The organism is Mucilaginibacter sp. R-33, from assembly GCF_049949235.1.
GTDB lineage: Bacteria > Bacteroidota > Bacteroidia > Sphingobacteriales > Sphingobacteriaceae > Mucilaginibacter.
Window position 1 is genome coordinate 1,706,032 of sequence record NZ_CP188089.1, and the last position, 23,897, is coordinate 1,729,928.

27 protein-coding genes and 1 pseudogene are annotated in these 23,897 nt (G+C 43.7%); 17 read left to right on the plus strand and 11 right to left on the minus strand.

What is annotated here, in order from left to right:
* Nucleotides 1-34 precede the first annotated feature (34 nt).
* The 4 genes from ACP26M_RS07185 to ACP26M_RS07200 all read left to right on the plus strand — a co-directional run bounded on the left by ACP26M_RS07185 (nucleotide 35) and on the right by ACP26M_RS07200 (nucleotide 5,338).
* Nucleotides 35-1,663 carry an alpha-L-fucosidase gene (locus ACP26M_RS07185; RefSeq protein WP_426587482.1) on the plus strand — a complete coding sequence of 543 codons (1,629 nt, stop codon included), beginning with the start codon at nucleotides 35-37 and terminating at the stop codon, nucleotides 1,661-1,663.
* Nucleotides 1,664-1,832: 169 nt separating this feature from the next.
* Entirely contained in the window at nucleotides 1,833-3,233 is a 1,401-nt protein-coding gene (locus ACP26M_RS07190) for an alpha-L-fucosidase (protein ID WP_426587484.1), read from the plus strand.
* A 308-nt stretch (nucleotides 3,234-3,541) separates the two neighbouring features.
* Nucleotides 3,542-3,784 carry a hypothetical protein gene (locus tag ACP26M_RS07195; protein WP_426587485.1) on the plus strand — a complete coding sequence of 81 codons (243 nt, stop codon included), beginning with the start codon at nucleotides 3,542-3,544 and terminating at the stop codon, nucleotides 3,782-3,784.
* A gap of 3 nt (nucleotides 3,785-3,787) precedes the next feature.
* Nucleotides 3,788-5,338: a sialate O-acetylesterase gene (locus ACP26M_RS07200; RefSeq protein ID WP_426587487.1), complete on the plus strand. Its 1,551-nt coding sequence runs from the start codon at nucleotides 3,788-3,790 to the stop codon at nucleotides 5,336-5,338.
* Here the strand turns inward: ACP26M_RS07200 and ACP26M_RS07205 are convergent.
* Nucleotides 5,292-5,606 (minus strand): Arm DNA-binding domain-containing protein, encoded by a 315-nt coding sequence (locus ACP26M_RS07205; protein WP_426587489.1) that lies wholly within the window; start codon nucleotides 5,604-5,606, stop codon nucleotides 5,292-5,294. The two genes, ACP26M_RS07200 and ACP26M_RS07205, sit on opposite strands and share 47 nt — an antisense overlap.
* 706 nt (nucleotides 5,607-6,312) lie before the next feature.
* On the opposite strand from ACP26M_RS07205, the gene ACP26M_RS07210 reads away from it, so the two are divergent.
* The 5 genes and pseudogenes from ACP26M_RS07210 (at nucleotide 6,313) to ACP26M_RS07230 (ending at nucleotide 11,426) form a co-directional block, all read left to right on the plus strand.
* Nucleotides 6,313-6,741: a hypothetical protein gene (locus ACP26M_RS07210; RefSeq protein ID WP_426587491.1), complete on the plus strand. Its 429-nt coding sequence runs from the start codon at nucleotides 6,313-6,315 to the stop codon at nucleotides 6,739-6,741.
* A complete protein-coding gene (locus ACP26M_RS07215; RefSeq protein WP_426587493.1) occupies nucleotides 6,732-7,919 on the plus strand; it encodes an acetate/propionate family kinase in 1,188 nt (395 codons plus the stop codon). Before ACP26M_RS07210 ends, ACP26M_RS07215 begins: the two co-directional genes overlap by 10 nt.
* 3 nt (nucleotides 7,920-7,922) lie before the next feature.
* Nucleotides 7,923-10,310, plus strand: a complete 2,388-nt coding sequence (locus tag ACP26M_RS07220) for a phosphoketolase family protein (RefSeq protein ID WP_426587494.1) — start codon at nucleotides 7,923-7,925, stop codon at nucleotides 10,308-10,310.
* Nucleotides 10,311-10,389: 79 nt separating this feature from the next.
* Nucleotides 10,390-10,540 (plus strand): annotated as a pseudogene (locus tag ACP26M_RS07225) (cold-shock protein).
* Between the two features lie 499 nt (nucleotides 10,541-11,039).
* The gene (locus ACP26M_RS07230) at nucleotides 11,040-11,426 is read left to right on the plus strand and encodes a cupin domain-containing protein (RefSeq protein ID WP_426587495.1); all 387 of its coding nucleotides are present in this window, start codon (nucleotides 11,040-11,042) and stop codon (nucleotides 11,424-11,426) included.
* A gap of 122 nt (nucleotides 11,427-11,548) precedes the next feature.
* Here ACP26M_RS07230 and ACP26M_RS07235 read toward each other — a convergent pair whose 3' ends face one another.
* From ACP26M_RS07235 to ACP26M_RS07250, 4 genes are all read right to left on the minus strand, one after another.
* Nucleotides 11,549-12,286 (minus strand): pirin family protein, encoded by a 738-nt coding sequence (locus ACP26M_RS07235; RefSeq protein ID WP_426587497.1) that lies wholly within the window; start codon nucleotides 12,284-12,286, stop codon nucleotides 11,549-11,551.
* 49 nt (nucleotides 12,287-12,335) lie between these two features.
* A complete protein-coding gene (locus ACP26M_RS07240) occupies nucleotides 12,336-12,932 on the minus strand; it encodes an isochorismatase family protein (protein ID WP_426587499.1) in 597 nt (198 codons plus the stop codon).
* A 105-nt stretch (nucleotides 12,933-13,037) separates the two neighbouring features.
* Nucleotides 13,038-13,616: a Crp/Fnr family transcriptional regulator gene (locus tag ACP26M_RS07245; RefSeq protein ID WP_354437241.1), complete on the minus strand. Its 579-nt coding sequence runs from the start codon at nucleotides 13,614-13,616 to the stop codon at nucleotides 13,038-13,040.
* Nucleotides 13,617-14,050: 434 nt separating this feature from the next.
* A complete protein-coding gene (locus tag ACP26M_RS07250; protein ID WP_426587502.1) occupies nucleotides 14,051-14,248 on the minus strand; it encodes a hypothetical protein in 198 nt (65 codons plus the stop codon).
* A gap of 571 nt (nucleotides 14,249-14,819) precedes the next feature.
* Here ACP26M_RS07250 and ACP26M_RS07255 point away from each other — a divergent pair.
* The 7 genes from ACP26M_RS07255 (at nucleotide 14,820) to ACP26M_RS07285 (ending at nucleotide 17,759) form a co-directional block, all read left to right on the plus strand.
* Nucleotides 14,820-15,107, plus strand: a complete 288-nt coding sequence (locus tag ACP26M_RS07255) for a hypothetical protein (protein WP_426587504.1) — start codon at nucleotides 14,820-14,822, stop codon at nucleotides 15,105-15,107.
* A gap of 189 nt (nucleotides 15,108-15,296) precedes the next feature.
* A complete protein-coding gene (locus ACP26M_RS07260; RefSeq protein ID WP_354437244.1) occupies nucleotides 15,297-15,431 on the plus strand; it encodes a hypothetical protein in 135 nt (44 codons plus the stop codon).
* Nucleotides 15,428-15,748 carry a hypothetical protein gene (locus ACP26M_RS07265; RefSeq protein WP_426587506.1) on the plus strand — a complete coding sequence of 107 codons (321 nt, stop codon included), beginning with the start codon at nucleotides 15,428-15,430 and terminating at the stop codon, nucleotides 15,746-15,748. Before ACP26M_RS07260 ends, ACP26M_RS07265 begins: the two co-directional genes overlap by 4 nt.
* A 68-nt stretch (nucleotides 15,749-15,816) precedes the next feature.
* Nucleotides 15,817-16,227 (plus strand): hypothetical protein, encoded by a 411-nt coding sequence (locus ACP26M_RS07270; protein WP_426587508.1) that lies wholly within the window; start codon nucleotides 15,817-15,819, stop codon nucleotides 16,225-16,227.
* A gap of 305 nt (nucleotides 16,228-16,532) precedes the next feature.
* Nucleotides 16,533-16,700 carry a hypothetical protein gene (locus ACP26M_RS07275; RefSeq protein ID WP_426587510.1) on the plus strand — a complete coding sequence of 56 codons (168 nt, stop codon included), beginning with the start codon at nucleotides 16,533-16,535 and terminating at the stop codon, nucleotides 16,698-16,700.
* A 12-nt stretch (nucleotides 16,701-16,712) separates the two neighbouring features.
* Nucleotides 16,713-17,195: a hypothetical protein gene (locus ACP26M_RS07280; RefSeq protein WP_426587512.1), complete on the plus strand. Its 483-nt coding sequence runs from the start codon at nucleotides 16,713-16,715 to the stop codon at nucleotides 17,193-17,195.
* Between the two features lie 66 nt (nucleotides 17,196-17,261).
* Nucleotides 17,262-17,759 carry an ankyrin repeat domain-containing protein gene (locus ACP26M_RS07285; protein ID WP_426587514.1) on the plus strand — a complete coding sequence of 166 codons (498 nt, stop codon included), beginning with the start codon at nucleotides 17,262-17,264 and terminating at the stop codon, nucleotides 17,757-17,759.
* 628 nt (nucleotides 17,760-18,387) lie between these two features.
* Here ACP26M_RS07285 and ACP26M_RS07290 read toward each other — a convergent pair.
* From ACP26M_RS07290 to ACP26M_RS07315, 6 genes are all read right to left on the minus strand, one after another.
* Entirely contained in the window at nucleotides 18,388-19,617 is a 1,230-nt protein-coding gene (locus tag ACP26M_RS07290; RefSeq protein WP_426587516.1) for a BamA/TamA family outer membrane protein, read from the minus strand.
* A 14-nt stretch (nucleotides 19,618-19,631) separates the two neighbouring features.
* Nucleotides 19,632-19,955: a hypothetical protein gene (locus ACP26M_RS07295; RefSeq protein WP_426587517.1), complete on the minus strand. Its 324-nt coding sequence runs from the start codon at nucleotides 19,953-19,955 to the stop codon at nucleotides 19,632-19,634.
* Entirely contained in the window at nucleotides 19,956-20,087 is a 132-nt protein-coding gene (locus ACP26M_RS07300) for a hypothetical protein (protein WP_354437251.1), read from the minus strand. It abuts the gene before it with no gap.
* A gap of 24 nt (nucleotides 20,088-20,111) precedes the next feature.
* A complete protein-coding gene (locus tag ACP26M_RS07305; protein ID WP_426587519.1) occupies nucleotides 20,112-20,846 on the minus strand; it encodes an acyl-CoA desaturase in 735 nt (244 codons plus the stop codon).
* Between the two features lie 313 nt (nucleotides 20,847-21,159).
* A complete protein-coding gene (locus ACP26M_RS07310; RefSeq protein WP_426587521.1) occupies nucleotides 21,160-21,396 on the minus strand; it encodes a response regulator in 237 nt (78 codons plus the stop codon).
* Between the two features lie 51 nt (nucleotides 21,397-21,447).
* Nucleotides 21,448-21,900, minus strand: a complete 453-nt coding sequence (locus ACP26M_RS07315) for a cold-shock protein (protein ID WP_426587523.1) — start codon at nucleotides 21,898-21,900, stop codon at nucleotides 21,448-21,450.
* A gap of 228 nt (nucleotides 21,901-22,128) precedes the next feature.
* Between ACP26M_RS07315 and ACP26M_RS07320 the strand changes: the two genes are divergently transcribed.
* The gene (locus ACP26M_RS07320; RefSeq protein WP_426587525.1) at nucleotides 22,129-23,883 is read left to right on the plus strand and encodes an ATP-binding protein; all 1,755 of its coding nucleotides are present in this window, start codon (nucleotides 22,129-22,131) and stop codon (nucleotides 23,881-23,883) included.
* The last annotated feature ends 14 nt before the right edge of the window (nucleotides 23,884-23,897 follow it).

The window sequence follows — 23,897 nt, forward strand, 5'->3', positions numbered from 1 at the left end:
ACTCAAATACACTTAAAATAAAAAATAAAATAATATGAAACGCAGGCAACTTTTAAAGCATCTGGCAGCGTCAATTCCGGCGGTGGCATTGGCTAAACATATTCATGCTGCTGATAACCTACTTAATAGTAATCACGAATTTATGGCTTCGGCGCCGTTTAAACCAAGCTGGGACTCGCTGTCTTCCTATCAAGCTCCGGATTGGTTCCGTAATGCCAAGTTTGGGATATGGTCGCACTGGGGGCCACAATGCCAGCCAGAGCGCGGCGATTGGTATGCACGGGGCTTGTATGAAGAAAATTCCGATTATTACAAATGGCATGTAGCCCATTATGGGCATCCTTCCAAAGCAGGTTTCAAGGAAGTAATACACAATTGGAAAGCTGAGAATTGGGACCCGGAGAAACTTGTGGCATTGTATAAACGTGCAGGAGCACAATATTTTTTTGCAATGGCAAACCACCATGACAATCTTGATTTATGGGACAGCAAATACCAGCCATGGAACTCAGTGCGTGTAGGCCCTAAAAAAAACATTGTTGCCGGTTGGGCTAAGGCAGCTAAAAAACACTCACTTCCATTTGGGTTAAGTGTTCATGCAGCTCATGCATGGATGTTTTACGAAACTTCGCAGGTTTCGGATAAGAGTGGCCAATTTGCCGGTGTACCCTATGATGGCAATCTTACAAAAGCTGATGGCAAAGGTACCTGGTGGGAAGGGCTTGACCCTCAGGAATTGTATGCCCAAAATCATAAATTAAGCAAAACGTTCGATTGGGATTGGAAAGATAAAACGCGCTGGCCCTCTCCGGCTTACTGCGAAAGGTTTTACAAGCGCACTATGGACTTGATCAAGCAATATAATCCTGATTTGATTTATTTTGATGACTCAAGCCTCCCGCTTTACCCGGTAAGCGATGTAGGATTAAGATTTGCGGCCAATTATTATAACCAGAATATGGCAACACACAACGGGAAACTTGAAGCTGTTTTGTTTGGAAAAAAACTGACAGATACAGAGAAGAAATGTATGGTTTGGGATGTTGAGCGCGGCGTACTGGATAATATACAAGCCCATCCATGGCAAACATGCTCGTGTATCGGAAACTGGCATTATGATAGTGGATTGTATGAACGTGGTGGATATAAATCTACCCAAACAGTTGTTCAAATGCTGGTTGATATTGTGAGCAAAAATGGCAATCTCCTGCTCAATATCCCTGTTCGCGGCGACGGAACCATAGATGAAAAAGAAGTCGCGATTGTGGAAGGTATTGGTGCCTGGATGGATATTAACAGCGAAAGCATATTTGGTACACGTCCGTGGAAAGTTTTTGGAGAAGGGCCGGCTACGGGGTCGGTAGCCGTACTTTCGGGTGCGGGTTTTAATGAAGGTAAAGGCAAATCGTTTGGCGCATCCGATATCCGCTTTACAACTAAAAATGGCCTGGTATATGCAACAGTGCTGGGCTGGCCAGAGAACGGGCAGGTATTAATTAAAACAATGAAGTCGGGAAACCCTAACCAGGAAAAGGCTGTATCGTCCGTAGAAATGCTTGGTGATGGGCAAAAGCTCAAATTTAATCAAACAAATGAGGGCCTACTTGTAAAATTAAGCGAAAAGCCGAAGCTCTCTTATGCGTTTGCATTGAAGATTTCTTAACAGGCGGGGATGAGTATGAGGTTAAATTATATTGACAACGTGATAAATTTGATACATCAAAGCATCTCTATAAGCGGAGTAAAAGGAAAGTTTATAATTAAATAAAGAACTCGGTAGAATATGATTTTGAAAACGATCAGGGTGAATATAATTCAGCATTAAATAAAAAATGAAACATTTAAGGTTTAAAGTTTTAATTGGCATCACAATTTGTTTAATTGCCTTTTGCTCCGTTGGCAATGCGCAAACACTTGCTGCTACAGATGCCCAAATGCAACAATGGCGCGATGCAAAGTTTGGGCTTTTTTTGCACTGGGGGTTATACTCGCAGGCAGCAGGCGATTGGAAAGGCAAGCCCTACAAAGGCAATGAGCACTTTATGATCTATGAAAAGCTTTCACTGAAAGAATACGGTAGTTTGGCTAAAGATTTTAACCCAACTTCATTTGATGCCGGCAAGTGGGTAAAAGCAGCTAAGCAGGCTGGGATGAAATATATAATTATTACATCCAAGCATCACGATGGCTTTGCCATGTTTAACTCCCATACAAACGATTATAATATTGTAAAACAAGCCCCTTTTAAACGAGATCCTCTTAAAGAGCTTGCTGATTCTTGTAAAGCATACGGGATGAAGTTAGGATTTTATTATTCTTTGGGAAGAGATTGGGAGGATCCGGATGTAGCTACCGATTGGCCAACAAAGGGAGCCAGAAGTAATGTGGTTGATTATCCGGATGAAGATGCAAAAGATTTTTCTAAATACTTTGAAAGAAAAGTAAAACCTCAGGTAAAACAATTACTTTCTGAATATGGCACTGTTAGTGTTCTTTGGTTTGATACACCTGAACGGATAAGCAAGCCTCAAAGTGAAGAGTTGTATGCAATGGTCAAATCGTTACAGCCAAATTGTATAGTAAACAGCCGTGTGGGCAACGGGTTAGGCGATTTTAAAGTATCCGAGCAGCAGATCACAGATAAAACAGATAATCAACCGTGGGAGTCTTGCATTACCATGAGTAAAGGTTGGGGTTATAATAAGCATGATACGGAATGGAAAAGTCCCGAGCTTATTGTGAGGCAACTGGTTGAGGTTGTTTGTAAGGGAGGGAACCTTTTATTGAATATTGGCCCCAAAGGTGATGGAACTTTTCCTCCACAGGCAATTGAAAGATTAAAGGCTGTTGGGAAGTGGATGAATATAAACAGTGAAGCAATTTACGGCACAAGTCCATGGATGGTTGCCGGAGAACAGATATCTGAGGTCACACTTAGTTCAAGCGCAATAAAAATAGATGTTGATAATGATGCCACTTCTACAACAATACTGCCCGACATTTATTTGGCGGCAAAAGGGAAGGTGATCTACGTTTTTGCACGTAGCTGGAAGGAACCGGCTATAAATATCAAAAGTATTAGTGCTGATAAGTTTACTGTGGTCAAAGTAACTTTGCTTGGGGCAAAAACTGCGGTTAAATGGGAACAAAATAAAAACGGATTAAACTGTAGTGTGCCATCTGTGTTGCCCGGCGAAATACCTGTTTATGTATTTAAAGTGCAATTGAAGTAATTATAGTGCAGCATGAATAATAATGTTGAAGTATGTTTGCCGAGTAGTATAACTTTGTTTTAAAATGAAAAAAACAACATTTCTTTACCTCATTCCTGTTGCGTTATTGGTTTTGCGATCATTGCCTGCTACAGCTGGGGATAAATTTGATATCATCCGAAAAACATTGTTGCTCAGCAGCCAACACCGACAATAAGCGATGCTGAAGCTATTCAAAAACAACAACGACAAAATGGAAGTTGGTATGATGTTAATTATGCCGACAGACATGGGACCGAACCGCGCCAGTTATACAAACTAATGATGCAATGGTTTGGTATTCGCACGTGCCCAATAGCAAGGATATTTATGTCGCTATATTCAACCTGGCGGCACAGATGCAGGATGTGGATGTAAACTTTGCCCAACTTGGCCTGAACGGAAGGGTAGCCGTTCGGGATCTTTGGGAAAAACAAGATGCAGTTACCTTTAAAGACGAATATAAAAAAACAATCAATACACACGGGCCGCTTTTGTTAAAACTACCGACGCTTAATTATCTATTCGAATAAACAATGAAAATAAACAAACGGATATTATTAGTACTTTTTACACTATTCCACTTTTTTCAAACATCCGGTTATGGCCAAATGACTTTGCCAAAAGTGTTTGGCGACAATATGATTTTGCAAAGAGGCATAAAAATTCCTGTTTGGGGAAAAGCAACTCCGGGTTCTTTGATTGTTGCAACGCTTGGTAAAGTAAGTACAAAAGCAAAAACTGATAAAGACGGTAAATGGATGTTGCATTTTCCGACGTTTAAAGCAGGTGGCCCGTATGCTCTCAAAATTTCTGAATCAGGAAAGCCCGACTTCGCAATAAAACTAACGGGGATTCTTATCGGGGATGTATGGTTGGCTTCGGGGCAATCCAATATGGAATGGCAGGTACAACAGGCGCGGGATGCTCCGAATGAAATTGCCAAAGCAGATTTTCCGCAAATTCGCTTTTTTGTGGTAGAACATGATATTAAGTTTAGTCCTGAATCTGATTTTTTAGCGGGTAAGTGGAAACTATGCGACACAAATAATGTAAAGCAGTTCTCTGGCGTGGCCTATTATTTCGCCCGTAAAATACATAAAGAGAAAAACGTTCCTATCGGTATTATTCAAAGTACGTGGGGTGGAACGCCTGTGCAGGCATGGACAAGCCGGGAAATGCAGCTTACATCCTCAGTTACTAGGGCAAAAATGCTTGCAAGTGATACACTGACTCAAAACAATGTTGTAAAAGATAGCCTGGATATGATACGTTTTTGGGACATCGTTTATCATCCACAGAATAATACTGATAAAACTGTTCCTTTACCGGATTATGACGATTCTGGTTGGACCGCAGTTGAGATGCCCCGACTGGTTAAAGATTTTGGAATTGGAAAATATGAAGGGGTGATGTGGTTACGTAAAAAAATGGTGTTACCCCCATCCTTTGCAGGAAAAAATTTGGTGCTGAATATTGGCTGTCCTGAAATGAATTACTCACTTTATTTTAATGGCGCTGAAATATGCAAAACGATTTGGAGTAGCAATCCAAAACAATCTTATACTATTCCTGCCGGTCTGGTTAAGAACGGAGAAAATACCATTGCTATCAGAGTAGCTATGTTGTGGGGCGGTGGCGGATTGAACCTTCCGGCCGAAAATATTTATATTGTCGATGAAGATGCTAAGGTTTTTTTAGCAGGAAAATGGTTATATAAAACAGATATTGAACCGGTCCTTCCTAAAATCCACAATTACCAAAATTACCCCGCGGCGCTGTTTAATGCCATGATTAATCCACTAATTGCTTTTGGGGTCAAAGGATTTATCTGGTACCAGGGTGAGGCAAATGCTTCGGAGGCTTACCGCTATAGAGAATTATTTCCTATGCTGATCAATGACTGGCGAAAACACTGGCATCAGGGTAATCTTCCTTTTTTATATGTTCAGTTGGCAAACTTCCAAAAAGAAGATCCGCTTCCTGCTGAAAGTGAATGGGCTGAACTGAGAGAGGCGCAAACATTAACACTAAATCCTTTTAGTGAATCTGCATCGCGGGTTGCAAGTCCCAGCGGTCAGCAGTGATCACTACCTTCTGCGTTGTCAGGCTTTCGTGAGCTGCATAAACCATTGCCTGCAATGTGTCCAGGTATGCGTTGAATGCCCGGACAGATTCCTTTGTGCCTTTTAAGCGGCCTGCATTACTGTTCCATTGCGTGGGTTCACAGGTTCTTGATGTGGTAGTTTCCGCACGTTTCCCGTTTACCGTAATACGTAAATACACGGGTATGGGGCCTTCATTGTAGTTCTTTGGTTTCTTCAAATAGAAGAGCAAGCTGAAATTAGTTTTCATGTTAAATAACATTAAAAAGGTGAAACAAAACTAAGCTTGCAGCTAATAGAAATCAAGATGTTTAAGTTTTGAACATGTTGACAATCAAAACAATATGTTCAATTCGGTGAGTCGTTAAAATCTCAAAATTACTCACCTTATCGCTCTCTTTTTTGACGCAAATCGATGGCTATTTTGAGCATTCGACATAAAAACAAAAGCCTGCAATCATTTGATTTGCAGGCTCTTAAATAATTTGATATCAAAATCAGCGGAGAGTTAGGGAACAATAACTCGTTTAAATTCCGCTATCAATCAATGCTTTGTATTTCATCCAATTACAGGTCACCTAATAGGGCACCTTAATAATAGACAATTTTCGCTATAACTTAGTCGGACGAATGTACGAAAAAAACAATATTTGTTATTAGACCTGAGCTCGGATTATAGACTTACTAAACATAAATCTGATCGTAGCCAACACCTTGCAGTTGCCAAGCTTACCTCAAAAGGATTTAAATTAATAATAGTAAAACAAATTGCTTATCTGTTGGTTGAAAATATAGTACCGGTTAAAACAAGGCACTATCCTAAAAGTCTTGTTGATCTTTAACAGGCAGGCGCGGAATTAAATCGGGCCTGAGCCTGTTTCTATGTTATAAACAATTCAATTACCATCCTCTACTAAGGTAATTTCCTTTTCTGACAATTATTCAAATTATTCAAAATGGTAAAGAACAATTATACCCGCTATTTTCGGGTGTTTAAAAATGATACCGTAGTAACAGAAATTTCTACAAATGATTTCCGGAGAATAAAGCTCAGGCCTGTAAAAGAGAACTGGCTCATCGGCGATACAACGGAGGTACTTGACACTATTGCCGATGTGTCATATGCCCTACCTGTTAACAGCCAGTTATTTTACGGATACGCGACCCGTTCTAAAGCAATGGAAATGGCCAAGGCCGGTGCGCTCAGTTATATCGATAAGCTTATAGATGAGGGAACTCCCGGGGAAGAAACATTACTCCAGTACCGGCGCGATCATTACGAAGACCTGCATATCAATCTGGTGTACGATATGATCGAAAATGTAAAAAGAACTGAAAGGGGCGAGGGTGAAATCATACCACAACATGTGCCTTTATGGTCTTAACAATAAACGCCGGTTCATCCAGCATCAAATTCGGACTCTACGAAGAGTGTAGCAGTCCCGAGAAAACATTTGGCGGCCAAATAAACAGGATAGGATTGCCTGGCTCAAGGCTTAGTTATACCAATTTTAGAACAAATCATAATGCCGATACTGAATCAAAATCAATGGATTACGTTTCGGCAGTCACATTCCTGGTAAGCTGGCTTGAAAAACAGATCAATTTCAGCGAAATAAATGCTATCGGGCACCGTGTAGTGCAGGGTATGGCGCATACCAAACCTGCCATGATCAGTACGGAACTGCTGGATGAACTCAAACTTATTATTCCTTATGACCCCGATCATTTACCTGTTGAGATCGCACTGATAGAAGCATTCCAAAAATATCATCCGCGGATACCACAATACGCGTGCTTTGACACTGATTTTCATGCAGGCATGCCGCGGGTGGCCCAACTCCTGCCTGTGCCACGCCGTTTTGATCAGCGCGGTATCCGTCGCTATGGATTTCACGGTCTGTCGTACAGCTATTTATTGCAGGAGCTGGAAAGCCAGGTTGGTAAACAGGCCCTTATGGTTCGCATAATCCTCGCCCACCTGGGTAATGGCGCCAGTGTCACCGCTGTTTATGATGGGAAAAGTATGGATACCAGTATGGGTTTCACTCCCGCGGGCGGTTTGCCCATGAGCACACGTTCGGGTGACCTCGATCCTGGAGTGGCCTGGCTCATGATTCAAACCGAAAATCTATCTGCTGAAAGGTTCAATCACCTTATTAATCACGAATCGGGAATGCTGGGTATCTCGCAGACAACCGGCGACATGAACGACCTGCTTAAGCAGCAACATAATGATATCCGGTCGGCAGAGGCTGTAGCATTGTTTTGTTACCAGGTAAAAAAATGGATCGGCGCTTATGCTGCTGTTCTAGGCGGTGTAGACATCCTTGTGTTTTCAGGCGGCATAGGCGAAAATTCTCCCGAAATAAGGGCGAGAATTTGTGATGGTCTTGAGTTTTTGGGTATAAGCCTGGATGCCTCGCGAAATGATGAAAATGAGCCCCTGATTTCTTTAAATGAAAGCAGGGTTATGGTAAAAGTCATATCCACCAATGAAGAGTTAATGATAGCACAGATCGTAAACAAAATGCTTGTTCATAAACAACTATTAGAATCATAAAACATGAATATTACCGAAGATATAATCATAGAAGAGCGGACCTCGCTTACTGCGGAGATGTTGAATAAAATTAACGCCTATTGGCGCGCGGCTAACTACCTTTCGGTTGGTCAACTTTACCTTCGCGACAACCCCTTGTTAAAAGATCCGCTGAAATTAACGCACGTTAAAAACATGCTGCTGGGACATTGGGGCACAACACCCGGGCAAAATTTTATTTATACCCACCTCAATAATATCATCAAAAAATACGACTTGAACATGCTATATATTTCCGGCCCCGGACATGGTGGCCCGGCTGTGGTTGCCGGGACATATCTGGAAGGAACCTACAGTGAGGTTTATCCGGAAATTACACAAGACACAGAGGGTATGAAGAAGCTTTTTACGCAATTTTCATATCCGGGCGGAATCTCCAGCCATGCATCTCCTCAAACCCCGGGTTCTATACATGAGGGCGGCGAATTGGGTTATTCACTTAGCCACGCTTTTGGAGCGGCATTAGATAATCCTGATCTGATAATCGCTTGCGTGGTAGGTGATGGAGAGGCCGAGACCGGGCCATTAGCTACTGCCTGGCATTCCAATAAATTTCTGAACCCGCTGGCAGATGGTGCTGTTTTGCCTATCCTGCACCTTAACGGGTATAAAATCTCCAACCCGACAATTTTAGCCAGGATTTCGGGCGAAGAACTTGAACAGCTGTTTCGGGGATATGGTTATGTGCCCATTTTTGTGGAGGGTTCAGAACCAGAACTAATGCACCAGGCCATGGCGGCAGCTCTGGAACAAGCCATGCACCTGCTTAAACAGATAAAATACAATGCCTATGAGCATCCAAACAGCGTGCACTCTAAATGGCCAATGATCATATTAAGATCGCCAAAAGGATGGACTGGGCCGCAGGAAGTTGACGGGCATAAGATAGAAGGCACATTCAGGTCGCACCAAATCCCGTTGTCGGTTTCCGCGGCAGATCCTGAAAGTCATCTTCAATTGCTGGAAAAATGGATGAAGAGCTATAAACCCGAAGAACTGTTTGATGAAAACGGCAGGTTGATGCCGGAACTGGCTGACCTTGCCCCTAAAGGCGACAGCCGGATGGGCTCCAATCCCCATACCAACGGTGGTTTATTGCTGAAACCCCTGCGGATGCCGGGGTTTATGAGTTATTCAGTGCCTGTTCCTGAACCTGGGGTAAAAGGTGAAGGCGATGTTCATGTAGCAGGGCGTTTCCTGCGCGATGTCATTAAACAGAACCCTGCTAATTTCCGGATCTTCGGCCCGGATGAAACTATATCAAACAGGCTGGAGGCTGTTTTTGAAATCACCAACAGGCAATGGAATACCGAAATAAAGGAGAACGATGAATATCTTGCCCCGGCAGGCCGCATTATGGAAATGCTGAGCGAGCACCAGTGCGAAGGCTGGCTGGAAGGTTACCTGCTTACAGGCAGGCACGGAGTTTTTAACTGTTATGAGGCATTTATCCATATTGTGGATTCGATGTTTAACCAACATGCCAAATGGTTAAAAACTACGCGGGAAATCCCCTGGAGAACAAAAATAGCATCATTGAACATTCTGCTTACCTCAACAGTTTGGCGCCAGGATCATAACGGTTTTACCCACCAGGACCCCGGTTTTATTGATCATGTAATCAACAAAAAATCGGAGATTGTAAGGGTGTACCTTCCGCCCGATGCCAATTGCCTGCTATCGGTCATGGATCATTGCCTGCGCAGCTATCATTATGTAAACGTAATCATTGCCGGTAAGCATCCATCGCCCCAATGGCTTGATATGGACGAGGCGGTGGAGCATTGCACACGGGGTATAGGTATCTGGGACTGGGCCAGTAATGACCAGCAGTGTGATCCCGACGTTGTAATGGCCTGTAGTGGCGATGTGCCCACACTGGAAACGCTGGCCGCGGTATCCATACTAAAAGAACATTTGCCCGAAATAAAAATAAGGGTAATAAATGTGGTTGACCTGTTGAAACTGGAAAGGCAATCAGAGCACCCGCACGGTTTAACCGATCATCATTTTGATGAGCTTTTTACCACGGACAAGCCGGTCATTTTCGCCTTTCATGGTTACCCATGGTTAATACACCGTTTAACTTATAACCGTACCAACAACCCTAATATCCATGTGCGCGGCTATAAAGAGGAGGGGACTATAACAACCTCCTTTGATATGACTGTTTTGAATGAAATGGACAGGTTTCATCTGGTTATAGATGTGATAGACCGGCTGCCGCAAACCGGTAGTAGGGGTACATATCTGAAACAAAAACTGCAGGATAAGTTAGTTGAGCATAAACAATACATTAATACCTATGGCGAGGATATGCCGGAGATCAGGAACTGGGTGTGGGCAAAATAAATATAGTATTAAATATATATTTATTAAGACAAATAATTGCCGAATACTATCCGTAATGTTAACTTATTAAAAAAACATAATGCAAAAAGAAGGTACAGTGAAATTTTTTAAATGCCGCTAAAGGCTTTGGGTTTATTTCACAAAATGACAACAGAAGTGAAATTTTCGTTCATGCTACAGGTTTGATAGACGAGATTTGTGGAAATGATCAGGTCGCTTACGATGTATAAGAAGGCCGTAAAGATCTTAATGCGACCAATGTTTAAGTAATTTAATCATCTCACAATATCATATTCGCAAAAGCACCTTGCCCTAAAGTCGGGTGCTTTTTATTTACATACCCCGCAAACATGCAGGAAAAAGTACGGAGGCTAAAAGAAAATTAATTCATCAACAAAAAAAAAATGCAGATAGCTATCAGTCAAAAAGTAAAAGATTCCTTTTTGACCTAAGGATATTGCAGCTGAAAACGGCTTCAAAACCGAAAAGCCATGGCAGTTCAGGCTGGTTAGCCAGGCTGATAAAAATTTAATTGAAAAACAATATCATGCCAGTGTATCTGTTATGCAGGTGTTGATAAACTTGCTTCCATGCTGACGCGGGTAGAGGCCTAACTTACGCTGCCGGCTACAGGATCCATCAGCCTCAAAGACATTCAGCTTAACGAATTACAATACCTGATCGCATATAACCCACTGCAGGAAAGCGATAAATTATCAATGGTGCTATATGAATGATCTATTACCAATTATTGACTTGGATAGTTTCACCAAAACTATGGTAGATGGCTATGCTAATCATGCATTGACTAACGTAAATGACCTTGTGGTCAGGCTCAGTATCATGACCGAAGATTTTTACTGGCATTTTCATCCATATTCTGACGAGACGTTCCTGGTGATTGAAGGGACATTGCTGCTCGACCTTGAACAGGAAACGGTTACGCTCAAGCAGGGTCAAATGTATACGGTACCTCAAAATGTACATCATTGTACACGGCCCGAGAGCTTTTTTGATTTCTCACAACTACAAAGGAATAAGTGGACTAAGTGGATATCCCGGAGCCCCGATCAATGCATTCTGAAATGGAGTAAAAGGTATTCCGTTGCATTTTGACCATGATAATTTAATACCGATAAGTTTTGGACGTTATGACATAACTCTATGCTATAGACCGCACGGAATGATATGGGCAAGGCTCCCGGAATATCCAATATGAACTGCATTGTTCATCTTATTTAGTTTAACTGATTACCGCTGTACATACCGTCTTTGTAAATGTGAGCCCGCTCATCGGTCAGGAACAAAACCAGTTCCGCACCCGAACTTGTCTTTACTTCAAAGCCTTCATGCCGGAAGATCAACCCCTCCTGTTTCCGGAGGTGGATATCACTATTAACGGTTATGGCTCCCTGGTAAACATATAAAAGTCCGGTAAGTTGCGCGGCGGGGAGGGCAGGTAAACCGGCTGAGGTTCCCGCTGCCAGCCGGTTGTCATAGATCCACGTCCGGCTGCTGAACTGAAAAGCGGCGTCCGCTACCGGTGAAGCGAGCAAACGCCACAGCTGGTCGCTGTAAAGTTTGTCCAGGTCATGAAAGATCACCTGCGGTTTTAGATCTTTTTCACCCGGCCGGATGAAGATCTGCAATCCCTCATGCGGCTCGGCTGTGCCGTCGATGTCTTCTTCGTGCTGAAAGAATTTACCCGCTTTCATCAGCATCATACGGCCACCGCCAATGGTCTCCTGAAAGCCCTCGGAGTCGCGGTGTAGTACCTTTCCTGTCCGGAAATAAGAAAGAATTTCATCATTAACATGGGGATGCATCGCAATATGATGCCTGCCCTTGAAGGTCGCATGATCGATACGGCCGATGCTACCCAGGCCGGTATCGCTTTCACCTAAAACCAAACCCGGGTAAAGTATCTTAATAGGACCGTTACCGCGGAAAGCGCTGCTGTTTATTTTCTGTAACATGGCAATTTGTTTTTAAGCCGCGCCGGTGATCCGGCGCGGCATTTATCGATTAATTGAATAACAGGGAATAGATCTCGTCGATAACGATCGGTTTGGCGATCTCGCCTTCTGGTGAGGCCCAGCTACCGATCAGCTCAGAAACGAACTGGCTGATAGTGGTGGTACGAACGCCGTTCGCTTCCCATGTACTGCGGGCCACGTCTTCGGCGATCTGCGTTGGTGAACCACCGCCATCAATGACCACCTGTACATCAAAGCCTTCTTCCTGCATGTCGATCGCCGGCCATACGATACAAACGTCATTGGTAAGGCCTGCCATAACGATGTTCTTCCGGCCACTGGCCGCCTTTAATACAGCTGTTTTAAAATCCGCATCATCCCAGGCATTGGTGATACCCTGGCGTTTAACGCGCTCCGCGTATTGCTGCGGCAATATTTCCTGCAGATCATTGATCAGCGGGCCCTGCTGCATGTCTTCCTGACTGGTGGTCAGCACGACGGGAATGTTCAGCCCTTTGGCCAACAGCGCCAAAGCACGGGCACGTGAGATGATCACATCATGGGGACGGTTAGCTGAAAAATTAATGGTTCCTTGTTGGTGGTCGATCAGTAATATGACGGTGCCTTCGATCTTGAACTTTTTCATATGCTTTGTATTTTTTAATGTTTACAAAGCAAAAGTACCGGGCATGAGACCCTCCGGACGATGACTTTTGTCACGAACGCCTGGTGACAAAGGTCACGGTGATCCTCAGCGTAGCGAACGTGACCGGGCCCTGCTCAGCGTTTCACGGGCGATGCCCAGGTAAGAGGCGATCTGGTGGGCAGGAAAACGTTGTACGATCTCAGGATACAGCTGTTCAAAGTGCTCATAGCGTTTGATGGCCGGCAGGCTGATGGTGTCGTCCAGCCGTTTCTGGGAAGCAATGTGGTTGTTTTCGCTCATCTGCCAGAACATGCCTTTGATCACCGGTATCTCCAGCAGGTCATCCAGCCGTTCTCGTGGCATCAGCAGGAGCTCCGTATCTTCCCAGGCCTCAATAAAATATTTGGAAGGCGTACGGTTCATGTAACTGGCACGGTCTGTGATCCACCAGTTTTCAATAGCAAGTTGCAGGATATGTTCATTACCCTGTTCATCCACACTGAACTGCCGCGTGGCACCACTGATGATAAAGCCTGTATTCGTACAGATCTTGCCCTCTTCCAGGAAATACTGTTTACGGCGCAGGCGTTTGGGCAGCATGATCCCACGGATCAGTTCTTTTTCCGCATCGCTCAAGGTTTGCTTACCGTAACGCTGGATATAATCAAAAAGTGCTTCGTACATGGATCTTTAAACAAAAATAACATTTTGCCTACATTTCGCATCAGCCTGCTGTCAATTAACACCACTACTCAATTGAAAGCTGACGAAGCCTTTTATCTCGTTGGCATTTGACATCGACGGTAGAGAGCTGCTAAAGTTCATTGGCTGCGGGCTATAGTTGCCTTACTTTCCTGAATATATTCGTCCTTTTTATGAACAGATAGCTTAATTATGTTCTTTACGGAGTTTATCTGATCTTACATTACTCCAAGGTGTTCCTTGAATATTGGTTTTACAAATATTTCAAGCAAAGTAGTACGCCCAAGGACATCTCCTGTCTGGGTTCGGGCGCAGGTTCGGTTCATGTTTTCGAGGGCTTTATGGACTACCTGTCTTATCGCAGTTTAAGTTCCTATGAGGACGAGACAGTCAAGCATTTGTGCTGGAACGGGCGGTTAATCGCCTATGCTTTGTGTGGCAATGAAAAATGCGACAATAGACAGTAGTAACCCGCTTAAGAATACCATATAGGCATAGGAGAGATAAGTGAACTTTTTACTTAATACCTTGCTCACATTGAATACTTCTTTGTAGATCCCGGCGTAGATCTTTTCTTTGCCGCCTTTAAAAAAGTCGTTCGAATCTTTTGGCATTAGTATCAAAATCCGCTTCACGGAATTCTGTGACGATAAGTTCAAATCAGGAACAAAACAATTTATAAAAACTAATTCAAACTAAATATTATGCAAAACACGTACCTGACAGCGCTTGTATAATTCGTAAAAGATATTCCTTTGACCATGATAATTTATTGATTTAGCACCGATAAGTTCGAAACGTTATAATACAACCCGATACTATAGGAGGTGCGGAATGACATGGTCCAAGCATTATAATATACTTTTCGACCCTTATCTTTTTACGCTTAAATGAGCGACAAACAGATTAGGTATTCATGTTATATCACCAGTAATTTTTTGATTAAAATAGTGAACTTTTAATAGGAAAGGATATTTTAATGTGTGTTTAATGTGACAAATGCTGGCTTGGCATACCGTATCTTTATAAAAATCAACTTTGGTTGTAATAAACTTACAACATTTCTATATTTAAAATAATCAATACCTTCTTGCTTCTTAAACTCATCACTACTTAGATATTGCCCCAACTGATTCTGGTAATCTTTAAGCCGTATAATTATCAACCTGAGTCAGCTAAGACATCATGAGTAATCAACAGCCCCCCATGCGCGCCGCAGATGCACAACGACATTTGCTGTCAGGACAGGTCAATCCTTTTTCATTCGACCCGAAGAACGAGGCCGATGAACTCGGTTTTAAACCAGGTGAACCCTGGAACCCGCAGATCGCCACCGAAAACGAAATGATCGGTTTGAAAAAGCAATATCACCCGGTGATTTCGCTGCGGCTGCAGGTACAAACGTTGTTAACAGATCAAAGCGAAATTACCGCAAACGTTCGCCGAAAACGAAATGGCGTTTACGGCCGATGACTTGTCAAGTTATGAAAAACTACATCTGTCGGCCTATCCGACGAGAAGCTTTCGCAGTTAATCTAAGTTGAATTTATACCACTCGATTCGGCGAAAATGAGTCGAGACCAATCCCCTCGTGAAACTGTCGTTGACCGGTTCCTCCAACTTTGATTAGAGATTCGATTAGTTAACATAAAATACAAAGCCATGCGCAAAGACAAAGGCGGAAAAAACGTCAAGAAAGAGCCAGCCACTGGCAGTAAGAAGACTTTATCTGATTACCAGGCAGGCAAAAAATTAACAAGTAACAGTAATTTAATTAACAATAAAAAAGCACAATGAGCCAAAAGACCATTATCCAAAATGCCAGGGAATATGTATATGACTTGCGAAATACAGCAAATGAGAACGGCCTTAAAGACAGCGATACATGGCAGCTTAGCCTGGTAAGCGGTTCAGAAAAAAAGACATTAGAAAAAAGTTATCAGCCTACCGTAGTTATTGCGCTGCTACCCGACGTTATTAAAGTTTTTATAACAGAGGTGAAAGCTGCTATGAATCGCGCTGATGCCGCTTTCAACAGGATTGGCAATTTGGATCTCAAAACCAGTGAGATGCAATTTCTTGTGGCTTACAACAATAAGCGGGCGAGGCGATAGTCAGCCTCCTTCGCGGTGCATTGTACAAAGGCTGGAATAAAAGGAACCTGTTTTATCCGGTACCACTGGTGTCCAAACATGGCGCATCCGCACCGCAGTTCAATCAATGGGAGACGCTGCTGCTAAAGCTCAAAACTAATTATTCAAACATAATGAACTATAACTCCAGCAATACAACTGATCCTCAACATTTTAAAGCTGAGGAATACCCTCGGGTAGCAGCGGAATTGGAGCTATTGCACCAAGCGGTAGCCGATTTGCCGAAAGCTTACAAAGCGGAAATATTTATATCCTTTCTCAAGGACCACAGCATCAAAATTGCCTGGATTTTGGAGAACCCGGTCGTTGCCAGGCAGGCGCTTTCAGGAAAACCTCCCGCAATTCATATTGAAAGGCTTTTTACCTCATGCCGGCAAAACACCGGATTTCTCAGGGAGTTTGAAGATTATTTCAAAAACGTGATGTCAGAAAACCAGTGACCTGCGGGATACCTGAGACAGTTGTCGGGCAAGCCGATATTCTATAGTGGTTTAAATCTTTATTAGTCAGCTAATTTCCCCAAATTATGAGACGTCAGCATTTTATCAGATACTACCGGGTTTACAAAGACGATACTGCCGTGACGGAAGCCTCAGTCAATGACTTTAAACCTGTATTACCCCGGCGTTTGGCAACTAAGCCTGCCGGAGTCACAGGGCCGCGAGCTGTCCTGTGTTCAATATCTCTTTATTCCCTACCTCCCGGCTAAAACATGTTTTATGGCTATTTAGATAAAGCGACCGCCATGGAAAAAGCCAAAGCAGGGGCGCTTGTCTATATCAACCAAATGGTGAAAGAGGTGGAAAGGGGCATCGAAACTGGGCTATACCGAAACGATCATTATGGCGATCTGAATATTAACCTGCTGAATGCTGACATAAACAGAATAAAAAGACGAATGAACATGAAATAATTACATGAAACTATGGTACACAGGACAGGATATTTATTGAAAAAGGCCGGCGGTGAACGCTACATCCAGGTGGAAACTATCCTCATATTCTATAAACAGGAATTTATCAGCACAGGAAAACATCTGCTATTTGAAAATGAAGCGTTTATCGGTCACATTACGGTATCGGACGGCGAATACCTGGCCAAAGGTCTTGTCGTGCTTTCAGAGGAGGAAAAAGCGGAACTGATTCGCTTTTTAATGCTTTTCACACCACCACTTTATGACCCTCCTGCTTCCCAGTTCGGATTTGGCATCGAATTGGATGAAAACCTCACCTATTGCGAGGTAGTTTTAGCGAATGATCTCTACGAGATATGGTATGACGCCAAACTTACTGCAAAGCTTTATCAAGACGAGCATTTCAGATGGAAACAATTTTCTGGGAAGCGCCTGCAGCCATCAGTTATTAGGGAGATAACAGACCGTATTGAGGCACATTATAGTGCTGAATAATCGAGTCGCCGGCAGAAGTGACCATTCAATGAAAAGAGTAACATAATAATATTAATAGATAGACAAATGAGAAATAATACTTTTGAAGCCAACAACGAACGTATGATAACTGCCGCGCAGTGGGGCGCTATTGGTGTCATAAGGGAATTAATCCATCAGGGTGCTGATGTGAACACCCATAACAAGGATGGCATGACACCGCTGATTGTCGCCGTTTATAATCACCAGCATGACGCTGTTAAGCTCTTGTTAGCTCTTGGCGCTGATGTAAATATCGCCGATGCAAGCGGAAGCAGCGCGCTCATGGGGGCTGCTATTAAGGGTTACACAGACATTGCCGGATATTTGATCGTTGCAGGTGCCGGATTTAACATCCAAAACCGAAATGGCAGCACTGCCTTAATGCTTGCGGTCATGTATGAACGTGATAACGTGCTCGAACTACTCCTCGAAAAAGGCGCTGATCCACACTTGAGCGATCGCGACGGTCGGACAGCCGCTGATATCGCCAGCCAGCAGGGCAATCAGCAGGCGCTCACGCTAATATGTCAATCCACCTTATAGAAAGAAGCTCTTCAATTTGTTGCGACTGTCGAAAAGAGGTCTGATATCCTGCTACAGATCTTAAAGCCGCTAAAGATGACGCTTTGATAGCTTACGACCTTGGCCTATATACCTATTGGAACCAAGTAAATAAGGTTGCGGCCTACGCTAATTACGCGAAAATCATGGGATAAGTCACAAAAAATCATTTGCGTAAACCAAAACTGATCACGAACGTACATCTTTGATGTGAGAATTATCGTGGTGGATGATCATCCTTCCGTCAATTGTGGCCTGTGCCGGTATTTGGATCGCCAGGACGATATAAAGTCTTGGATACGGTCACGCCGCGCTCGCCTTGTTAAAGGGCAGGATAGCGGCCAATATGGTGCTCAACCTTCAAGGCTATGTTCATATTTCATATAATTCAATATTTATAAAACTTCACTGATATAGCAATTCGATTATAGTTGAAGTCGTCCAATCGGTAACCTTCGAGGAATTTTTTCTGCCTTCGATTGTTTTTGCCCCTTTACGATTTTTCTTCCCAGATAGTATTTACGGCCTGTTCGCTTGCTTATACCAGATTTACCGGTAAATCGAGCGCCTCGTGCTTTAAAAGTTAGTTTTAATATTTTGTTACTAACGGCTAAAATGCTTCCCCAAGGTTTAACACCAGCGCTTTATAGCCTTTGCTGAAGGCGTAATCAATACCGATATTGGTGTTGGAACCCTTATTGAATTTTATCCGAAGGCCCGTACCGGCGGCCGGGTGCCAGGATTTGAACAAAGTGCCCGAACCACTGACGGTATTAACGTCGGCGAATAGCACGAACCCCAACAAGCCATTAGCGGTCAGATCACGCCGGTATTCACTTTCGAAGTAAAATAATGATTTGCCGCGGTAGCGGTTCTGATCAATACCCTCGCCGGAACGGTTATAAGGATCCCAGCCGAGGCTTGGCAGGTCGAGATAAGGCGCATTACTGTTGAACACGGTCCAGAAATAAGACCAGAAAGCCAGCGTATTCTGCTGATTTTTATTGGCCTTATTCAGCGGTACATATTTTCGGTAGTCTACATACAGGGAGTTCCAGCTGTTGTTGCTGCCCATAAAAGCCGGATTTAACCGGTAAACAATATTTAAATAGGAACCGGGGAGCGGATTGATCGAATTGTTACGCGTATCGTACAGCAAAGACAGGTTGATGCCCGAAGATACCGAGCTGCTGCCGGTGCCGTAAGCATAGCCGGTATATTGCTTCAGATCAACCCCGGGATCGTCGCTTTTAACGCTACTGTGATAGTCCAGGTTATACCCGCCACCGGCAAAGAAATATGGTGTGATCCGTTTGAGCGCGCTTTGATAAAAGCGGATATAGTTGTTATTTACCTGGGATCTATCGCTGTAGGTATGGCTGCTGCCTAACCCCCAGGTATATTGCGGATAGACCAGGAAGCGGATATCGCCCTGTATGTTCCAGGTATTATCCTTCAGCCAGATGCTTGAACGCAGCGGCAGGCCAAATCTACCCTTCAAGTTCCAGTAAGGCGCGAATGTTGCGCTCGATAAGTTGGTCGTGCTCTGCGGTCCAAGGTAAGTTCCGGCCGTAGTGCTGGTGATCAGGGCCCTGCCCGTACCGCCAGGTACGGCACCGGGAATGGGCAGAATAGAAAAATAGATCTTCTTCTCCTGCTGTGTCCTGGGTTTTTGCGGATTGATTTTAAATAGCTCTTTGGCTATGTCGATCAGGTCGGTTTGCCTGGCGGTATCCTTGACAGCGCTTTGTTTTGGGATCATATTCGAGGCATCCTGGGCCAGCAAGAGCGTAGGGAAACAGCAAAACAGGAACACCACCCATTTGAATAATATTTTCATCTTCGATTGTTTGCTTAGCGCCTTAGCCTTTTAGGGCTATAGGCCACCAGGTATTGTAAATTTTGCCTCCGGATTGCTGTGGCGTCCCAGGTTTTTTCCACTCCGGACGGCTTTTGAGCTAATTTGAACCTAACGGAACTGAGTACCTCAGCCAACATCTCTGGCAGCATATTGACAGAAAGTGTCGGGGAATACTGTTTTTCGATAGCTGCTTTTTCCACGCTGCTGGCCATGCCGAGCTCCCAGTTCTCATCGGCTTTGAAGCCGAATTCGCGGGCACAGTTCTTCAGGTCATAGAAATATATCTTTGCCTGGAATTCAATAGTTTGATCACTCATTTATTTCTTTTTATTAATAGCTGCGTCGTCTTTCGACACTGTTTTCTTCCCGGCCTGGTAATCGGAAGTGGCTTTTTTGCCTTCTGTGGACGGTGCCTTTTTGACGTTTTTACCGCCTTTGTCTTTGCTCATGATATGATGTTTTAATAATTTGAATTAATAAGTTTTTCTCAGTTTAATGATCCGTAGCCAGTGCATGGCCTTCATAACAGGATAAACCGGGTCGATCTCGAACCAACGGTTGCCGAAGTTGGCGCTGTTAGGGTGTTTATGGTGATTATTCTGAAAGAGTTCACCCAGCATCAGAAAGTCGAACGGCGTAGTGTTTTTAGATTTGTCTTTATTATCGAAATTGGTATAACCGTATTTGTGGCCGCACCAGTTGACGATAGCGCCATGGATGGGCCCCATCATGAAGTGGATAGGCAGCAATAAAAACAACCACCAATAAGGAGCAAAGAAAATATAGAATGCAGTATAAGCCGCACCGAATAAAATCCGCGACAGCAATGCAGAACCCATACGGTCGACCAGCGGCCATTCGGGATAGTGACCGGGAAACTGTGCTTCCGGATCTTTCGTCCGTTTAAGGTAATCGCTGAAGGTATTGATCGTTGCTTTCATCATCTGAAAGACATCAACGAAGAAATGCGGTGAATGCGGATCTTGTTCTGTATCGCTGAAGGCGTGATGCGCACGGTGCATGAGCGCATAGGCGCGTGGATTTAAAAACGAAGCGCCCTCAAAAAGATAGGCCAATAAATAAAATATCCGCTCCCAAAACTTATTGGTCGTAAACATGCGATGTGAAGCATAACGGTGCTGAAAGAAAGTTTGAAAAAACAGGGACAGGAACCAGTGGGCAATAAAAAAGGAGAGAATGATTAGCATATATTCAGTTAATAGCAATGGAAAGTTCGACAACCGGGAAATAACCAGGTATGGATTGGTGATTTTAGAAAACAGAGAGGGCTTTTTTCACTGTGGCCTGGACTTAGAAAGGAAAGGCAGCGCGGAATGATTAAGTGCGCTGACCGGCCAAAAAACAGCAGGTTCTTTAAAGACTACAATATTAAACGTCTTTTGTTTCTTTTTATTTGCCTGGCATATAATATTTGTCGCTGCAACATCTGGATCGGGCGATAAATTGATCTACATGCTGTAAGAAATGGTCGATATTAAATGGCTTGACTATAAAGTCATTTCAGCAAACTGTGGCCTCGACATCCTGCTTAGCCTGATGTGCCGACATGATTAGCACCGGGACCCCGACTGTTTGCTCGTTTTTACGTAGTTGCCGGCAATTGTCCAATCCGTTACCGTCGGGAAGCAGGATATCCAGTATGAACATGTCCGGCAAACGATGACCAACCACTTCGTTGAAATGGTTCACGGTGCCGCACGGCCCGACATCATAGCCTGCGTTATAAGATGTAGCCATATGGCAACCTCGCTTTAGGAGTTTAGCGAGAGCAAAGCGCGGGTAGTATATCTATAACTTTTTTACTTTAATCGCGTTAAGTCCTTTAGCTCCCTGCCCGGTTTCGAAGGTTACTTTATCATTCTCCCGGATGGCTTGTGTCAAACCATTGGCGTGTACAAAAATACTTTCCTGGCTGGCGAGGTCTTTGATAAAGCCATAACCTTTGGATTCGTTATAAAAGGCGACGATGCCATTTCGCACGGGATAAGCAAATGCAAGGTTTTCCTGCTTAGGTACGCCAATCTGGATATCCTCGGCATTCATTATTTTCCTTTTATTCGGATCAGGAGGGCTTGAGGTGATATTGCCGTTCTCATCAATATAAGCCATCATGTCTTCCAGGCTTTTTCCTTTGTTTGAATTTGCTTTCCTTTCTTCTGCCTTGTCTTTCTTATCAAGTTGCTTTTTAAACTTTTTCTTTTCCCGTTCCTTTTTACTGAAGGTTTCTATTAGTTTGCCCATAGGAACATAATGTACGAAAAAAACAGATGAAAAACGACGATTTAGAACTTTATTTTAATAACGATGATCTTTACACCAATTCATAAGCGAATATAATTTTCTGAAAACCAATAATTTGTATTATTTGATATTAAATTCATTACATTTGATATACTACTATAGACTGGCCGTATAGCCAATTAAACAATCAGCGGTGCTAAACGGTAAACTATAACGGCATCCCCAATTATGATGAAAAAGGACGAGCAAATCTTTATCCTCGAAGCAGCCGGATTAAATGGGGTTTGTACTAATCATCGCCTGACAGTAACTAAAGCATTTGGCGATACAACTGCCTACCTGAAAGACGAAAATTTTGTATATGAACTCGGGGAATTGTTGCCTGATAAAGTTTCTGTGATCGTTAAAGCCGCGGCCTGCCAGGCCCTGGCATCCAATCAACCGGTCACACTACGTGGGCTGGAATTCCCGAACGCGCAATCCGTCGACATAGCTATTTACCCCTTCGTTACCGGGGCATCGGTAGCTCGTCAATTGCTTCTGCTGTTCACGCCCCCTATAAGAAAAGTCACGGACCATTCAATATTTAAGCCGGAGGATTTTCAGCTACTTACCCGGCAGCACCAAGCCGGTTTGGAAGAAAAACTTGCAAAAGCCGAGCATAAGCTGGAGCTGGCCTATGCATCAATGAAGTCAGCTGATGAAAACGCGCAATCTGTTAACGAGGAGCTGCAGTCGGCCAATGAAGAAATGCTCAGCGCTAATGAGGAACTGCAATCGGTCAATGAAGAATTACAAACGGTTAACCGGCAACAGCAACAGATCAATACCGAACTGTCCGAGTCAAACGACGACCTGAATAATTATTTTCGCAGCAATATCAATGGGCAGTTATTTGTGGATCACAACCTGCTGCTGAAAAGATTTTCACCGGCAACGGTAAAGCATATCAATCTCCGGGAAACTGATATTGGCCGGCCATTGACACATATCACGACCAATATCAGGTTACAGTCGCTCGTTTCGGACATTCAAAAGGTTATGCTGGACGGCCAGACCATTATCCGGGAAGCGGAATCAACTGACGGTAAAATCTATCAGGTCATGACCATGCCCTATATCCATCAGAACACCGATAACATAGACGGTGCCATCGTCAGCTTTTATGACATCACCGAACTAAAGGCCTTGCTTGCGGCACTGGATATCAGCAACAAGTGCCTGACCGAATCGGTTGCAGCTATGGAAGTAAGCCAGGAGAAAGTAAGCCGCTTACTGGAGAAAGAGAAATTGCTGAATAGTTTGAAGAGCCGCTTTGTATCCATGGCTTCGCACGAGTTCAAAACTCCGCTTACGTCCATCCAGCTTGCTGCCGAACTGATCGGTAGTGTCGCGCTTAAACTGGACCACCCGATCGTAAAGAAGTACACCGATACGATTAGGAGCGCGGTAAATAACCTGACTAATATCTTGAACGATTTCCTTTCGCTGGAGTTGTTGGAGACCGGCCGGGTCGATCCAATACTGAGTGAGTTCGATGTGGTCAAATTCGCGACCGATATTACCGACGATATGCAGTCCCTCGCAAAAAGGGGGCAACAAATCAGCTATCGCCATTTCGGCAATGACCGGTTTGTAACACTCAACCCCTCACTGCTTAAAAATTGTATCATCAACCTGATCAGCAATGCGATCAAATATTCCGGCACGGATTCGTTGATTAGTTTTTCTACACGTATAACCGCCGGCAAGCTGACCATCATTATCAGCGATAACGGCATTGGCATACCCGAGGAAGATCAAAAATATCTTTTTGAAGCCTTTTTTCGGGCGCGTAATACCGAAAATATACCCGGCACCGGGTTGGGCCTCAATATCGTCACACGTTATACCGCCTTGATGAACGGTAAGATCCGGTTCAAGAGCCAACTTGGTTCAGGGACAGCTTTTACGATCACCTTTCCGGTTAAAGTTAAACAATGAAACAATAAGCTTAT

Excerpts from the sequence above, each read along its gene's own strand:
- ACP26M_RS07215 (WP_426587493.1), top strand. The coding sequence starts at position 6,732 with ATGGTCTTAACAATAAACGCCGGTTCATCCAGCATCAAATTCGGACTC.
- ACP26M_RS07195 (WP_426587485.1), top strand. The coding sequence starts at position 3,542 with ATGGTTTGGTATTCGCACGTGCCCAATAGCAAGGATATTTATGTCGCT.
- ACP26M_RS07290 (WP_426587516.1), bottom strand. The coding sequence starts at position 19,617 with ATGAAAATATTATTCAAATGGGTGGTGTTCCTGTTTTGCTGTTTCCCT.
- ACP26M_RS07240 (WP_426587499.1), bottom strand. The coding sequence starts at position 12,932 with ATGAAAAAGTTCAAGATCGAAGGCACCGTCATATTACTGATCGACCAC.
- ACP26M_RS07185 (WP_426587482.1), top strand. The coding sequence starts at position 35 with ATGAAACGCAGGCAACTTTTAAAGCATCTGGCAGCGTCAATTCCGGCG.
- ACP26M_RS07220 (WP_426587494.1), top strand. The coding sequence starts at position 7,923 with ATGAATATTACCGAAGATATAATCATAGAAGAGCGGACCTCGCTTACT.
- ACP26M_RS07200 (WP_426587487.1), top strand. The coding sequence starts at position 3,788 with ATGAAAATAAACAAACGGATATTATTAGTACTTTTTACACTATTCCAC.
- ACP26M_RS07210 (WP_426587491.1), top strand. The coding sequence starts at position 6,313 with ATGGTAAAGAACAATTATACCCGCTATTTTCGGGTGTTTAAAAATGAT.
- ACP26M_RS07260 (WP_354437244.1), top strand. The coding sequence starts at position 15,297 with ATGCGCAAAGACAAAGGCGGAAAAAACGTCAAGAAAGAGCCAGCCACT.
- ACP26M_RS07315 (WP_426587523.1), bottom strand. The coding sequence starts at position 21,900 with ATGGGCAAACTAATAGAAACCTTCAGTAAAAAGGAACGGGAAAAGAAA.
- ACP26M_RS07320 (WP_426587525.1), top strand. The coding sequence starts at position 22,129 with ATGATGAAAAAGGACGAGCAAATCTTTATCCTCGAAGCAGCCGGATTA.
- ACP26M_RS07190 (WP_426587484.1), top strand. The coding sequence starts at position 1,833 with ATGAAACATTTAAGGTTTAAAGTTTTAATTGGCATCACAATTTGTTTA.
- ACP26M_RS07300 (WP_354437251.1), bottom strand. The coding sequence starts at position 20,087 with ATGAGCAAAGACAAAGGCGGTAAAAACGTCAAAAAGGCACCGTCCACA.
- ACP26M_RS07275 (WP_426587510.1), top strand. The coding sequence starts at position 16,533 with ATGGAAAAAGCCAAAGCAGGGGCGCTTGTCTATATCAACCAAATGGTG.
- ACP26M_RS07255 (WP_426587504.1), top strand. The coding sequence starts at position 14,820 with ATGAGTAATCAACAGCCCCCCATGCGCGCCGCAGATGCACAACGACAT.
- ACP26M_RS07305 (WP_426587519.1), bottom strand. The coding sequence starts at position 20,846 with ATGCTAATCATTCTCTCCTTTTTTATTGCCCACTGGTTCCTGTCCCTG.
- ACP26M_RS07265 (WP_426587506.1), top strand. The coding sequence starts at position 15,428 with ATGAGCCAAAAGACCATTATCCAAAATGCCAGGGAATATGTATATGAC.
- ACP26M_RS07230 (WP_426587495.1), top strand. The coding sequence starts at position 11,040 with ATGAATGATCTATTACCAATTATTGACTTGGATAGTTTCACCAAAACT.
- ACP26M_RS07235 (WP_426587497.1), bottom strand. The coding sequence starts at position 12,286 with ATGTTACAGAAAATAAACAGCAGCGCTTTCCGCGGTAACGGTCCTATT.
- ACP26M_RS07285 (WP_426587514.1), top strand. The coding sequence starts at position 17,262 with ATGAGAAATAATACTTTTGAAGCCAACAACGAACGTATGATAACTGCC.
- ACP26M_RS07205 (WP_426587489.1), bottom strand. The coding sequence starts at position 5,606 with ATGAAAACTAATTTCAGCTTGCTCTTCTATTTGAAGAAACCAAAGAAC.
- ACP26M_RS07280 (WP_426587512.1), top strand. The coding sequence starts at position 16,713 with ATGGTACACAGGACAGGATATTTATTGAAAAAGGCCGGCGGTGAACGC.
- ACP26M_RS07310 (WP_426587521.1), bottom strand. The coding sequence starts at position 21,396 with ATGGCTACATCTTATAACGCAGGCTATGATGTCGGGCCGTGCGGCACC.
- ACP26M_RS07245 (WP_354437241.1), bottom strand. The coding sequence starts at position 13,616 with ATGTACGAAGCACTTTTTGATTATATCCAGCGTTACGGTAAGCAAACC.
- ACP26M_RS07295 (WP_426587517.1), bottom strand. The coding sequence starts at position 19,955 with ATGAGTGATCAAACTATTGAATTCCAGGCAAAGATATATTTCTATGAC.
- ACP26M_RS07250 (WP_426587502.1), bottom strand. The coding sequence starts at position 14,248 with ATGCCAAAAGATTCGAACGACTTTTTTAAAGGCGGCAAAGAAAAGATC.